A 15232-nucleotide genomic window follows, 5' to 3' on the forward strand; every position below is an offset into this window, starting at 1 on the left:
GGTTGCTCCTCAGCAGAGCCTACTTCCTCTTAACATCCTGATACAAAGATAAATTATAAAAGTTAATTAATAATGAATTATCCAACTTTGTTTGGATTTTAAATGGAAAGAGATATGAATAAGTTAATCAAAAATCGCGGGCTGCTTCTTTCTTTAGGCAGCCTGGCAGTCTTTAGCAGTTGTGCCCAACAACAGCCACAGGAAGCAAAGAAGCCGAATATCGTGTTCATCTTTGCGGATGATATGGGATATGGAGATGTTTCTGCATTGAATGAAAATTCCAAGATAAAAACGACTAATATCGACCGGATTGCCAATGAAGGAGTTGTTTTTACAGATGCACATTCCAGTTCGTCTGTCAGCACACCTTCGCGTTACGGCGTGTTGACCGGACGGTATAATTGGCGTTCCGATCTCAAATCCGGTGTATTGATGGGATACAATAAGGCTTTGATCGCTCCGGACCGCAGAACGATCGCTTCTGTGCTGAGGGATCAGGGGTACCAGACTGCCTGTATCGGTAAATGGCACCTCGGATGGGATTGGAATAATATAGAAGCAGGGCCGGATAGTGTGGATTTTAGCAAACCTATCTCCAACGGGCCTACGACAAGAGGTTTCGATTATTTTTACGGAATCATTGCTTCCCTGGATATGGCTCCTTATGTTTATGTGGAAAATGATATGCCGACAGCTTTGCCTGACCGGGTGACTGTGAATGACGGTATGAAGTATTGGCGTAAGGGACCGGCGGCTTCCGATTTTGATCATGAACAGACATTACCTAATTTTATCAACAGGGCGGTGGATTATATCCATGATAAATCAAAGGAAGACAAGCCTTTCTATCTGTATCTCCCGTTACCGGCCCCTCATACTCCGATCTTGCCGATCAAGGAGTACCAGGGTAAATCCGGTCTGAATCCTTACGGCGATTTTGTACTGATGGTGGATGATATGGTAGGCAAGGTAATGAAAGCCTTGAAGGATGCCGGTGTTGATGATAATACAATATTGGTATTCAGTACCGACAACGGTTGCAGTCCGCAGGCCAAGTTTGATGAACTACAGGAAAAGGGGCATTATCCGAGTTATATTTATCGCGGGCATAAAGCCGACTTATTTGACGGCGGTCACCGTATCCCTTGTGTTGTAAGATGGCCGGCACAGGTTAAACCTCATACGGTAAGCCAGACGGTCTGTCTGACAGATTTCTTTGCGACGTTTGCCGCTGTTGCCGATTATCAGTTGAAAGATTCTGAAGGTGAGGACAGCTACAATATCTTGCCTTTGTTGTTGAATGAGAAAGAAAGTAATGTTATCCGTGAGGCTACGGTTCATCATTCGATCAATGGTGATTTCACGATCCGTAAAGGAGAGTGGAAGCTATTGTTGTCTCCCGGTTCCGGTGGTTGGAGTTTTCCGAGACCAGGTACGGATGATGATGTTATCAAAACATTACCGTTGGTTCAGTTGTATAATATGAAGGATGATCCGGCAGAAACAAAAAATGTATATGCAGAACATCCTGAGATCGTGAAAGAGCTGAAGGAACTGATGATAAAATATGTCAGGGAAGGCCGTAGTACTCCGGGAGTCCCTCAGAAAAATGATGGTCCCGAAGTCTGGAAGCAACTAAGCTGGATAGAAGAATAATATTTTGAATCCTTGGAAAATCCCGGAAAACAGTTACTTTTGTTTTCCGGGATTTTATTTATCCGAGGGAGAGATATGTTAACAGAAAAGAGGAATATACCGTATGATTTTGAAGAAATATATGTATCATATTTCTCCAGGATGAAATGTTTTGCCCGTGAATATGTCTTGTCCGAAGAAGATGCGGAAAACATTGTACAGGATGTTTTTACAGAACTTTGGGAGAAAAAAGAGTTACTTACCTATAATATAAATTTAGTCGCATTTCTTTTTACTGCTGTAAAAAACAGATGTATAGATCATTTACGCCATAAAGTAACCGTGAGAGAAGCGGTAAACCAAATGCAGGAAGAATACCAGATTACTTTAAATGTGAAACTGGCGTCTTTGGAATTGTTTGACCAATCACTTTTGTCGGAGCAGGATGTTGAAAAGATAATTTCAGAGGCAATCGACTCGTTACCTGAAAAATGTCGGGAGATTTTTATTAAAAGTAAAATAGAAGGGAAGAAACAGAAAGATATTGCCGCAGAATTGAATTTGTCTCTTAAAACCGTTGAGAACCAAATGAATATAGCTTATAAGAAAATCAAGTCCGAGTTAAAAGATTATTTGCCTCTTCTTTTATTTTTTTTGAATAACTAAAAAAATAATTTCCTCTTTGGGGGTTTTTATACCTTCATCCGTTTACTAATTACTAAACGGAAAATATGGACGAACGAATATATAAATACTTTTATGAGGAGCTTTCCCCTGAAGAACGGGTTTCTTTGTTGCGTGATGTTGAAGCAAATGAAGAACTGAAAAGACAATTCGCAGAATATCAGAATCTGTATGCCTTGTTGAATTTGGGGCATCAGGTGGAAAACAGAGAGGTCGGCAAACATAAGTTCAATCAGTTTGTTTCCAGGAAGCAACGTGGAGTTCGCCTGAAATTGTGGTCACGGCGATTCAGTTATGCTGCTGTTATTACCTTACTGGTTGTTTCATCAAGTATATTGACGTATTGGTATGTGTGGAATAGCCTGCAACAGGATTTATCAGCCAATATAATGAATACTTTATATACACCGGCCGGGCAGCGTGCACAACTTGTTTTGCAGGATGGAACGGAAGTGTGGCTGAATGCGAAGTCGAAACTGGTTTATCCGGCACAGTTTGTTGGAAAGGAAAGACGGGTGACCGTTGAAGGAGAAGCCTTTTTTAATGTAGCGAAAAATCCCTCAAAACCATTTATCGTTTCAACACAAGATGTCGATATGAAGGTGCTGGGGACACAGTTTAACGTTTTCTGCTATCCGGATGCCGGGTATATACAGACTAGTTTGCTGGAAGGTTCCGTCAAAGTGTTTTTTCCGGATAAAGAAAATGAAGGGGTTATTCTGAAACCGGACCAGCAGGTTACCGTTTCTCAAGGGGAAATGCATGTTTCACCGATAAACCTGGAAGATCATTTTTTATGGCGTGAAGGTATTTATGCTTTTGAGAACGAACCTTTGATTGAGATCCTGAAGAAAATGGAGCTATATTATGATGTCAGGATTGTAGTTAAAGATACTTCTCTGTTTAACGATACCTATACAGGAAAGTTCAGGCAGCGTGATAGTCTGGATGATGTATTCCGGGTATTACAACAGATACGGAGATTCAAAATCGAAAAAGATAAAGATCGAAATATTATAACCTTGAGTAAATAACATGTTAAACTAAAAATGAGATGCTTATGAGGAAATAACACAAGTAAGAAAACAAAAGCGACAGAAGCTACCAACAACTGCCGCCGATGTAAAGTAAACACAAGACGTAAAATTTTAGTATTCACTTTAAACATTGAACAAATGTATGAAAAGAAAAACTTTGTTACAGTATTTTGCTGTGCATAATAACAGCATTAAAGATTTTTTTAGGATTATGAGAATATCGCTGGTTCTTTTATTTGTCTGTGTATTTCAGTTGATGGCAACTGATATGGATGCACAAAATACAGTAGTCAAGATTAAACAGAATAATATTTCTGTTAAGCAGTTTATAAAAGAGATCGAATCTCAGACTGACTACCTGGTTGTTTTTCGCAATCAGGATGTAGATGTCGATAAGATGATTTCTTTTAGAAAGACATCTGCCAAAGTCGCAGAACTTTTGGAGGAAATGTGTAAAAATGCCGATATTAATTATGTATTTGAAAATAATTATATCACACTTTCCAAAGCTCTTCCGGATGTAAAGCAGAACAAGAAGAGAGTCACAGGTGTTGTGACCGATGCTAAAGGTGAACCGGTAATCGGAGCCAATGTCGTAGAAGCTGGAACGACGAATGGTTCTATTACAGATGTAGACGGAAACTATACTTTAGACGTTAACGATGATGCGACTATCCAGTTTTCATTTATCGGGTATCTCAGTCAGAGTGTGAGTGTGAAAGGAAAGACCGTTCTTAACATTACACTTATAGATGACACGCAGGCTTTGGATGAGGTGGTCGTTGTTGGTTATGGTACCGCAAAGAAGAGCGATTTGGCTGGTTCTGTTGTTCGTGCCGATTTGGGAACATTAAAAGAATCCCCGAATATCAGTTTGGCTTCAGCTTTGCAGGGAACTGTTCCCGGTTTAAATGTGGGTGCGGTCACAGAGGCAGGAAAAGGGCCGGATATATCTATCCGCGGGCGTACTTCCATCAGTGGGGGAAATTCTCCGCTGATAGTCTTGGACGGTATTATATTCCGTGGTGAAATAGTTGATATTAATATGAATGATGTAGAATCCATTGATATATTAAAAGATGCCAGTGCTGCTGCTATTTATGGGTCGGAAGCCAGTAATGGTGTAATCCTTATTACATCGAAAACAGGAAGAGCGATGAGTAAGCCGACTATTGAGTACAGTGGTTCTTATTCATTCCAGTCTCCGACAAACAAAGACATGTATCCGGAAAACAGGGATGGTTTTCTACGTAAGGTTGCTGACCGTTATCTGGATGAAAGCCGGACCGGAGATGATATGCTGCAAATGAATCCTAATTGGGACCCGACGAAACATATGATGGATAATAATACGTTGAATGGTTATTTGAATGGAACCAATACGGATTGGTGGGATTTATTGACAAATGATCATCCTTACATCCAGAATCATAATTTGAGTGTACGTGGAAAGAGTGAATTAAGCAGTTACTTTTTCTCTATGGGATATACCGACCAGCAGAATCTGGTGATTAATGATACTTATAAACGTTATAACATACGTGTTAATTTAGATACTAAAATTACCAATTGGTTAAAGGTGGGTGTTCAGTCCTTCTTTGCTTTAAGCGACTATTCCGGTGTTGCTCCGAGTTTGAGTACAGTTATCGCTTTACCTCCGATTGTATCTCCGTATGATGAAGAAGGTAACATGATCAAACAGCCTTATAAATATTATAATAATCCTTTGCAATCTCTTGATCGGGATGATGTAAATAAGCGCTACAATCTGTTTGCTAATTTTTATGTGGATATAGATTTTCCGTTTATCAAAGGTCTGAATTATCGTTTGAATTTCTCTCAAAATCTGATTGAAAATAAATTATTCAATTTTAATGAATGGGGATCTAACTTTACAGGTGAAGGCTCTAAAGAAAATAATAGTACCTACAATTATACGGTTGACAATATTTTAACTTACAAAAATACATTTGGAAAACATGCTGTAAATGCGACTTTTGTATACGGTATTGAAAAACGGCAGTATGAAATGACTAAAGCCGGATCCACTAATTATGCGAATTCAGCTTTAGGTTTTAATAATCTTGGTGCGGGACAGGCAGATCTTCAGACTGCGAAGTCCGGAGCTTGGGAAGAATCCAGTTTGTATACAATGTTTCGTGCAAGTTATACTTATGCCGATAAATATATTTTTACGGGGACGGTTCGAAGAGATGGTTTTTCCGGATTTGGAGAAAATCATAAGTATGGTGTATTCCCATCCGGAGCGGTAGCCTGGCGTATTAGTGAGGAAGATTTTTTCAAAGATAAGATCGACTGGATAGAGAATTTGAAATTACGTCTTTCGTATGGGCAGAATGGTAATCGTACCGTTGGACGTTATCAGACGTTAGCTAAGATGGGATCTGGAGTTGGATCTGTAAAATTTGATGATACGACTTACAATTCAGGATATTTGTTTGGAGATGGTGCCAGTGCAGAACAAATGCAATGGATTTTATCGCTTGCCAATGCGGATTTGAAATGGGAAACAACGAATACATTCAATGCGGCTGTTGATTTTAGCGCTTTAGGTAGCCGTATTTACGGAACATTGGAGTATTATACTTCTCAAACGAATAATTTGTTATATAATATCGAAATTCCCGAAATCAACGGCATTGGAAAAATTCCTACGAATATTGGGAAAATGAGTAATAAAGGCTTTGAAATGACGGTAACAGGTGTACCTGTGCAGACTAAAGATTTCCAATGGGACGTTACATTTAACTTTTCCCGCAACCGTAATGAGATAAAAAGTATTTTGGGTAATGATGCTGATGGCGATGGCCGTGAAGATGACCTGATAGCTAACAAAATTTTTATAGGCCATCCTTATGGTGTGTGCTACGATTATAATATCATAGGCATGTGGCAACTGGCAGATAAACAGGCCGGCTTGATTCCTTCAGGCTTTGAATATGGAACTTATAAGGTGGAGGATATAGATGGCGATGGTAAATATACGGCCGATAAGGACAGAAAGATTCTGGGTTATACAGATCCAGCTTATCGTTTTAGCATTCAAAACTCATTCAGGTATAAAGACTGGGAATTTAAATTCATGATCAATTCCGTACAGGGAGGAAAGAATTATTATTATGGTCAGCCAGGTAAGAGTCTGGCTAATCCGGATAATATCTACCAGAATAACCTGTTTAAATTTGATTATTGGACACCGGAAAATCCCAATGCACGTTATCGTCAGATCGGTTATTATCCGGAGGCTTTGGGCGGACATGCTTTTTCTCCTTATGTCCAGCGTAATTTTGTCCGTTTGCAGGATGTTACATTGTCTTATAATGTTCCGGCTTCTTTCTTGAAAAAGTTTAATGTAAACAGATTAAAGCTATATGTAACAGGTAAGAACCTGCTGACTTTTACGGATTGGGACGGATGGGATCCGGAAACAGGCAAAGGCTTGGAATCAGATGCTTATCCGGTTATGAAAAGTTATTCAGTCGGTCTTAATGTCGAATTTTAAAACACAGCAATTATGAAAACAATAAAATATGGCATCAGCTTATTATTGAGTCTGCTTACCTTTATCGGATGTGATGACTTTCTGGAAGAGAAACCGTTGGATTTTTATTCTCCGGAGATTCTATGGTCACGACCGAGCATTTTCAATCTTCATTGAATTACCTTTATAATCGGGTAAGAAGGCAGCTTTGGGAAATGGATCCGGATAGCAGATTGGCTTTTTATTATGCAACTGATTTTGCTCATAACTCTACTGATTATTATAAACCGGCTAAATTGAATGATTATGTCAATACAATGGTTCCAACTTCCAATATACCGAAAAATATATGGAATGAAGTGTATGACGTTATTACGAATGCCAATGTTATTTTGAACCGGATTGATCAAACGGATCAGGTTAATGATGAAAATAAGTCTGTAATTAAAGGAGAAGCTAAATTTTTCCGGGCTTATTCTTACCGGATGCTGGCACATTTATTTGGCGGTGTTCCTCTGACTTTAGAAGAGGTAACAGTTCCACGTCGTGATTACGTTCGTGCGACACGTGAAGAGGTATACAAACAGACTAAGCAGGATTTGGAGGACGCAGTTAATTTACTTCCTGATATTGAATCGGTAAAAGATGGGAAAGTAAATAAACAACTTGCTTTACATCTGCTTACGGAGATCAATATTTGTTTGGGGCTGTACGATGAAGCTGTTAAAACAGCTAGTGATGTCATTAATCATCCGGAACTTTGTCTGATGACTGACCGCTTTGGTTCCCGTCAAGCCGAAGAGGGGGATGTGTATTGGGATCTGTACCGGCTTAACAATCAAAACAGAACCAGCGGAAATAAGGAAGGGCTTTGGGTACTTCAATATGATTATTTGAATAGTGGGTCGACGACCTCTTCTAATCTGGGTGGTTATTTTATCATTCCTTTTTATCAGAATATTATGATTACAGCTAAAAATGCAGCAGGAGAAGATGTTGCAACAACAGCTTTTGCCGGTATTACAGATGGAATGGGGGGACGTGGAATAGGTTGGGTACAACCGACTAAATATTTCTTTGAAGAGATTTGGTCTGGAAATGATATTCGTAATTCGGAATATAATATTATGCATGATGTGAGAATCAATAACTCCACTTCTCCAGCAGCCGGAAAATGGTTTGTAAAAGACGGATATTCTAAACAGGCTGATTCTATCCGCCAGTGGTATCCGATTATAACGAAATTTTCTCGTATGAATAATTTCCCGGAAGAGTTTTGGTTGAGAGATAGCAACGGAAATCCTTTAATGACTATGTTTGGTGAACACCTGATGAGTAATAGTGCCAATTCTTCTTATAAAGATGAATACCTGTTTCGATTGGCCGAGACTTATCTCCTTCGTGCAGAAGCATATCTGATGAAAGGCGATAAGGCTAGCGCTACCGCAGATATTAATGTAATTCGTAAAAGAGCGCATGCGGAGCCTGCGGGAGCAGATGAAGTCGATATTGATTATTTACTGGATGAACGTATGAGAGAATTATATGGTGAAGAACTTCGTATGCTGACTTTGTGTCGCATGGGTAAGTTAGTGGAACGTAATCGGAAGTATAATCCTGTAACCGGGAAATCAATAGAAAATCATCATAATTTATGGCCTATTCCATATAGTGAAATAGAACGGAATACGGAAGCTGTGATAGAACAGAATCCGGGATATTAATTTGTAATAATCAGTTTGGAGTGTTCAGGTGAATTGTTAGCCCTTTATGTCTGGACACTCTTGAATATATCCGAGAAGGACGAAGTACTCCCGGAATTCTTCAAAAGAATGATGGCCCTGAAGTTTGGAGCCAATTGAGTTGGATGGAAGAATAAGGATCTTTGAAATTTGTATAAATCCCGGAAAACTTTAGAAATCGTTTTTCGGGATTTTAATGATAAAATCTAATAAAAATGAACAAACGAATACTTATTTTGTCAAGTATGATGGTCGGTATAGGCTTTCATTTAGTAGCGCAGGATAAGAAATTACCGAATATTGTTTTTATCCTGGCTGATGATTTAGGATATGGTGATCTTTCATATTTGAATGAAAAAGGGAGAATTAAAACTCCCAACCTGGATAGAATGGCCGAAAATGGCGTTGTATTTAACGATGCTCATTCCTCTTCAGCAGTCAGCACTCCATCCCGATATGGAATACTAACTGGACGTTACAATTGGCGGTCAACATTGAAAAATGGGGTATTGGGTTGGTATGATAAACCTTTGATAGCAGGAGATAGAACTACTATGGCCAGTATGCTGAGAAATCAGGGTTATCATACTGCTTGTATTGGAAAATGGCATTTAGGTATGAATTTTCCTACAAAAGATGGCGAGAAACCTGTTGATACACCTGATGCATATAATCTCGATTTTTCAAAAGAAATAACGGGAGGACCTTGTGATGTCGGATTTGAATATTTTTTTGGCGTTGATGCACCCAACTATCCTCCTTATTGCTTTATTGAAAATCGTCATACAATAGGAATGCCGGACTTTTATTATCCGCTTAGTAAAGAAATGGATGCCCGTCCCGGAAGAGGATTGGCTAATTGGAAAATGGAAGAAATTCTCCCTGCTTTAGAAGAAAAAGCTGTTATGTATATAACTCAGGCAGCAAGTAATGAAGATCCGTTTTTTCTTTATATCCCGTTAACTTCTCCTCATACACCGATTGTTCCGACGGATGAATTTGCAGATCAGTCGAAATTGAATAAATATGCTGATTTTGTGATGCAATCGGATGCTGTGGTAGGGAATATAATGAAGGCACTGGCAGATAATAATATTGCGGATAATACAATAATTGTCTTTACTTCCGATAATGGCTGTTCTCCACAAGCTGATTTTAAACTACTTGCAGAAAAAGGGCATAACCCTAGTTATATTTTCCGTGGAATGAAATCTGATTTATTTGAAGGAGGACACCACATTCCCTGTATTGTCAGTTGGCCTTCAGAAATTAATCATCATCGTGTAGACCAGACTATTAGTCTGATTGATTTTATGGCTACATTTGCTTGTATAACGGGCTATGAATTGTCTGATGACGAAGCAGAAGATAGCTATAATATATTGCCTCTGTTGATCCAGGCAGATTACAAACCAAAAATACGTGAAGCAACTGTATACCATTCTATTAGAGGTGGCTTTACTATTTGTAAAGGCGATTGGAAATTACTTTTATCTCCCAGTTCAGGCGGATGGAGTTTTCCAAAACCGGGAAATGATGATGAACTTATTAAAACTTTACCTTCCATACAACTATATAATATGAAGGATGATCCGGCAGAAACTAATAATGTGTATGCCGAATATCCTGAAATTGTCAATGAACTTAAAGCTTTGATGACTAAGTATGTCAAGGAAGGGCGAAGTACTCCCGGAATTCCTCAAAAGAATGATGCACCTGAGGTTTGGAGGCAATTGAGTTGGATGAAATAATTAAAAAAATAAAAATATAGAGACTTTTCTTGAGGAAGGGTCTCTATATATCCGTCTATTTATCACCAGAGCAGGAATATATAAACGAATATTTTAAAATCAATATCATGAATTCTCTAAAATGTTTTCAATTCTTAATCTTTCTTCTGATATTATTATCCTGTCAAAGCAAGGAGAAAATGGCTAATGAAACCCTGTGGACCGACATGTATAATATTACTTGGGAGCAACCTTCATTGAATGCTTCGGAGTCTATGCCTTTAGGTGGAGGAGATATCGGTTGTAATGTTTGGGTTGAATCGGGTGATATTCTGTTTTATATGCAGAAAAGCGGTAGTTTTAGTGAAAATGGCGAATACCTGAAATTAGGGCGCGTCCGTTTACGTCTTACGCCTAATCCTTTTGCCGGAGTGACTGGTTTTCAACAATCTCTCAGGCTGGAAGACGGTTCGATTCTGATTTCGGCCGGTGAAGAAGATAAAGAATCGGTTCATATTAAAATGTGGGTGGATATTTTTACACAATCCATTCACTTCGATCTGCATTCGGATAAAAAAATAGCCATGGAAGCTTTTTATGAGAACTGGAGAACGGAGGATCGGGAGTTGGCTAATGAAAAGAGAGGTCGTTTCGGATGTTTTGGAATGGAAGGTTATCCGGGGGAAGTGATTAAGAAGAAAGATCAGATTGCTTTTTCGGAAAACGGTATCCTGTTTTACCATCGGAATGCGGAAAATACATTATCACCTGATGTGATGATAGAGCAACAGAAACTGACTAAATATAAAGATGAGATTTGTAATACTATCAGTAATCTGACGTTCGGAGGTTTTATGTTTGGCGATAATCTGGTAGCCGGTGATGTAACGGAAGGAAGGTATTGTAACACTGATTTTAAAGCATGGTCTTTGAAAAGCAAGGAAACCAGCAATAATTATCATCTACAGATTGTTACTCACAGGGAACAGACTCCGGATATGAACCAATGGACAACCCGTTTAAAAGAAAAAGCAGCATTGGTGGATAAGGAGAAAGGAAATCCGGGAAAAAATGCGGAATGGTGGCGGCAGTTCTGGAACCAAAGTTGGATTATCACTGATCCGGCCCGGAAAGATACAGGTAGTTTATGGGAAGTTGGACGTAATTATCAACTCTTCCGCTATCAGCTGGGCTGCAATATGTATGGAGAATATCCATCCAAGTTTAATGGTGGTAACCTTACATTCGATCCGGGATATGTCGACCCCAAAATGGAGCATGATCCTGATTGGCGCCAATGGGGCGGCGATGTCTTTACCGCACAAAACCAACGTCTCCTTTTCTGGCCTATGCTGAAGAGTGGCGATTTTGACGGGATGATTGCCCAGTTCAATTTATATAAAAGAGGATTACGCGGTGCCCAGTTAAAAGTCCGGGAGTATTTCGGACATAACGGGGCCGTGTATTGTGAATATGCAAATGATGCAGGTTTGGATTTTGGTGCCGGATGGGGATGGGAAGGAAGTAAAATGAGACAGCGCGGGAAGGAATTACCGTTCGGCTCACCTGAGATAAAAGCTGTCAATACCTATTTTGAGCCTGTTGAACAAGGAGTTATGGCTAACGGTTCCATCTCTTATCATTGGGAATCACAGGTAGAACATGCGTATATGCTTTTGGAATATAATCGTTTCACCGGAAGAAATATTGATGAATATATGCCTTTTATCAAGAATGCCTTGATTTTCTTCGATGAGCATTATCAAAAAAGGCAGCAGATGAGGGCTGGGAAGACGTTGGATGAAAACGGGAAGCTGGTTTTCTTTCCGTCTACTTCGTGCGAGTCCTATCGGGGTGCAAAAAATCCGGCGGATCTGGTTTCCGGTATCCGTTCCTGTCTGGAATCGTTGCTGGTGTTGCGGAGCGACTCTGTGTCGGATAAGGACAGAGCCTATTTCTCCGCTTATCTGGAACGATTGCCCGATTTATATTATGATGTGATAGAGGGTGATACGGTTGTGAAACCGGCAGAATCCTATATCAAGTATCAGAATGTGGAATGTCCGCAGTTTTATCCTCTTTTTCCTTTCAACCGTTACGATATAAACAGTAGTGAGATTCCTGTATTCAGAAACACATGGAAACATGGGAATTTCCCGAAGAATATGGTAATCAGCTGGCATCAGGACGGCATTTTTTATGCCCGGATGGGGATGGTAGAGGAGGCGTATCAGTATAATAGGCAGAAACTGAAGGATTCGGAACGACGTTTCCCCACGTTTTGGGGGCCAGGGCACGATTGGGTACCGGATCATAATTGGGGAGGCTCGGGTATGATCGGTTTGCAGGAGATGTTATTGCAAACTATAGGAAACAAGATACATGTATTACCTTGCTGGCCGAAAGACAAAGATGTCTGTTTCAAGTTGCATGCTCCTCAAAACACAACTGTGGAAGTGGAATATAGAAATGGTGAAATACAAAAGCTGGAAGTCTTGCCGGAAAGCCGGATGAGAGATGTAGAACTGTTTTTGGAATGATTAAAAATATATTGCTGAGTGAAATAGCAGGTAGAGGTGATATTCAGTGTGTGAATACAACCGGAAAGTCCTTCCTTGCAAACCTTTGCGTAGATTTTTCCCGGCACTTATTTTTAAGTCAAAGATTAATACTGTATTTTTGATCAAATTATCATATCATAATAAACACACACATGAAAAAAATCTATTCTTTTCTGCTTGGGACAATGCTTTTTACAGCATGTTCGCAAACGCAAGAAGGAGGTATGCCTTTTCAAAATACGATTAAGATTGAAGAGGGGGACAGTCAGGAACTCATCATTGAAAAGGCGGCCCATGTTGTTCCGACTCCGAACCAGTTGGCTGCACTGCAAAATGAATTTATTGCTTTTATTCACTTCGGGCCGAATACGTTTACCCGGATGGAATGGGGGAACGGTATGGAAGATCCTAAAATATTCGATCTGAAAGAGCTCGATACCGATCAATGGTGTGAGGCGATGAAAGCTGCCGGGATGAAAATGGTTATCCTGACTGCGAAACACCATGATGGCTTTGTGTTGTGGCAGAGTAGGTACACAAAGCACGGGATTATGTCTTCCGGTTTTGATGATGGAAAAGGAGACGTTCTGAAAGACCTGTCGGCTTCTTGTCAGAAATACGGACTGAAGTTAGGTGTTTATCTTTCGCCTGCCGATTTGTTCCAGATAGAAAGCCCGGATGGTTTATATGGAAATCTAAGTAAATATACTAAACGGACCATCCCGCGCGAAGTTCCCGGCAGGCCGTTCGCTAATCAAACGAAATTTGAATTTGTAGTGGATGATTACAATGAATATTTCCTGAACCAGTTGTTTGAGGTCTTGACAGAATATGGTCCTATACACGAAGTCTGGTTCGATGGTGCCCATCCGAAGCGGAAAGGCGGACAGACCTACAACTATCCTGCCTGGAAAGAACTGATTCATAAGTTGGCTCCGGATGCCGTTATTTTCGGTCGCGAAGATGTGCGCTGGTGTGGTAACGAAGCCGGAGGAACAAGACCGACCGAATGGAATGTAGTTCCTTATCCGGCAGATCCGGATACCATGACGCAGTTTGCCGATATGACAGATGCCGTATTGGGTGGACGTGACGAATTGTATAAAGGAAAATATCTTCATTATCAACAGGCTGAAACCAATACATCCATCCGCGAAGGTTGGTTTTACCGGGACGATACACATCAGCAGGTTAGAAGTGCCGATGATGTATTTGATATATATGAACGGGCAGTTGGTGGAAACTCGACCTTCCTGCTGAATATACCGCCTAACCGTGATGGGAAATTCTCTCCCAGGGATGTTGAATCGTTGAAGGAAACCGGTAAACGTATCCGTGAAACATATGGTACGAATTTGCTGGCTGGAGCCAAAGGACCGAAAGAGGTGTTGGATGGAAAAGAGGATACTTATTTGTTGATGAAAGATAAGGAGTTCACTGTTAAGATGCCTTCTCCGGTAACGATCAACCGTATCATGCTTCAGGAAGCGATTGCGACGAATGGGGAGCGTGTGGAAAAACATGCGGTAGATGCCTGGATGGACGGTGCCTGGAAAGAGATTGCCGTTTCCACCAATATCGGATATAAACGCATACTTCGTTTTCCGGAAATAACAACCGATAAACTTCGTTTCCGTTTATTGGAATCGCGTCAGACTCCGGCTATCAGCCATATATCCGCCCATTATTATAAATCCCGTCCGCCTCAGTTGGGTTTCCGGCAGGATATGAACGGAATGGTTACGATCGAACCCAAATTGCAGGACTTCGGGTGGAAGTCTCATGGTGAGAATGCCGCCGGAAACCTGAACGCCGGTTATAAGATCTATTATACGACTGACGGAACAGAGCCGACTGAAGCATCCGCCGAATATACGGAACCTGTGCAGCTGGATCGTTGCGAACTGAAAGCCGTGGCTGTTTTACATGGCGAGAAAGGAACAGTGTCCGGTGAACGACTGGGGTTGATCAAGAAAGACTGGAAGTTGTTGGATGCAAAAGGGGGTAGTAATCCGTCCCTTCTTGCTTTAGATTTGGGTAATAATCAGGATTTGAATGGGTTTGCCTACAAACCACAGACCGGCAAAGGTTTTAAAGGGGGAGTGACAAAAGGAACTTTTAAAGTCAGCGATGATGGCAAAAACTGGCGAACGGTGGAAAGTTTTGAATTTGGTAATTTGATTAACGATCCGAGCAAACGGTACCATTATTTCAAGAAGTCAGTCTCTGCCCGTTATGTACGTTTCGATATAACAGAAATGGCACAGGGACAGTTTACAATAGGTGAATTAGACCTGCTCTGATTGAAAATGGCTTAAATACTTTTGATGTCTCCGGAAAA

At 40.3% G+C, this 15232-nt stretch carries 9 protein-coding genes; all 9 read left to right on the forward strand.

The features are described 5' to 3' along the window. The first annotated feature begins 114 nt into the window (after positions 1–114). The 9 genes from DXA15_RS08870 (at position 115) to DXA15_RS08905 (ending at position 15194) form a co-directional block, all read left to right on the forward strand. Complete coding sequence (locus DXA15_RS08870) at positions 115–1656, forward strand: sulfatase-like hydrolase/transferase (protein WP_128133803.1); 1542 nt, start codon at positions 115–117, stop codon at positions 1654–1656. A 75-nt stretch (positions 1657–1731) separates the two neighbouring features. After that, positions 1732–2301 (forward strand): RNA polymerase sigma-70 factor, encoded by a 570-nt coding sequence (locus tag DXA15_RS08875; RefSeq protein ID WP_128133826.1) that lies wholly within the window; start codon positions 1732–1734, stop codon positions 2299–2301. A 65-nt stretch (positions 2302–2366) separates the two neighbouring features. Next, complete coding sequence (locus DXA15_RS08880; RefSeq protein ID WP_128133804.1) at positions 2367–3353, forward strand: FecR domain-containing protein; 987 nt, start codon at positions 2367–2369, stop codon at positions 3351–3353. Between the two features lie 214 nt (positions 3354–3567). Then, positions 3568–6879 carry a TonB-dependent receptor gene (locus DXA15_RS08885; RefSeq protein ID WP_233567022.1) on the forward strand — a complete coding sequence of 1104 codons (3312 nt, stop codon included), beginning with the start codon at positions 3568–3570 and terminating at the stop codon, positions 6877–6879. Between the two features lie 12 nt (positions 6880–6891). Next, positions 6892–7035 carry a hypothetical protein gene (locus DXA15_RS26155; protein ID WP_233567023.1) on the forward strand — a complete coding sequence of 48 codons (144 nt, stop codon included), beginning with the start codon at positions 6892–6894 and terminating at the stop codon, positions 7033–7035. 38 nt (positions 7036–7073) lie between these two features. Beyond that, positions 7074–8582: a RagB/SusD family nutrient uptake outer membrane protein gene (locus DXA15_RS08890; protein ID WP_369683050.1), complete on the forward strand. Its 1509-nt coding sequence runs from the start codon at positions 7074–7076 to the stop codon at positions 8580–8582. A gap of 233 nt (positions 8583–8815) precedes the next feature. Next, complete coding sequence (locus DXA15_RS08895; RefSeq protein ID WP_128133805.1) at positions 8816–10351, forward strand: sulfatase-like hydrolase/transferase; 1536 nt, start codon at positions 8816–8818, stop codon at positions 10349–10351. Positions 10352–10530: 179 nt separating this feature from the next. Then, positions 10531–12870, forward strand: a complete 2340-nt coding sequence (locus tag DXA15_RS08900) for a DUF5703 domain-containing protein (RefSeq protein ID WP_128133806.1) — start codon at positions 10531–10533, stop codon at positions 12868–12870. Positions 12871–13043: 173 nt separating this feature from the next. After that, complete coding sequence (locus DXA15_RS08905) at positions 13044–15194, forward strand: alpha-L-fucosidase (protein ID WP_128133807.1); 2151 nt, start codon at positions 13044–13046, stop codon at positions 15192–15194. Positions 15195–15232: the final 38 nt, after the last annotated feature.

Origin of the sequence: Parabacteroides sp. AM58-2XD (assembly GCF_003463685.1) — a bacterium.
In the GTDB taxonomy this organism is placed as follows: domain Bacteria; phylum Bacteroidota; class Bacteroidia; order Bacteroidales; family Tannerellaceae; genus Parabacteroides; species Parabacteroides segnis.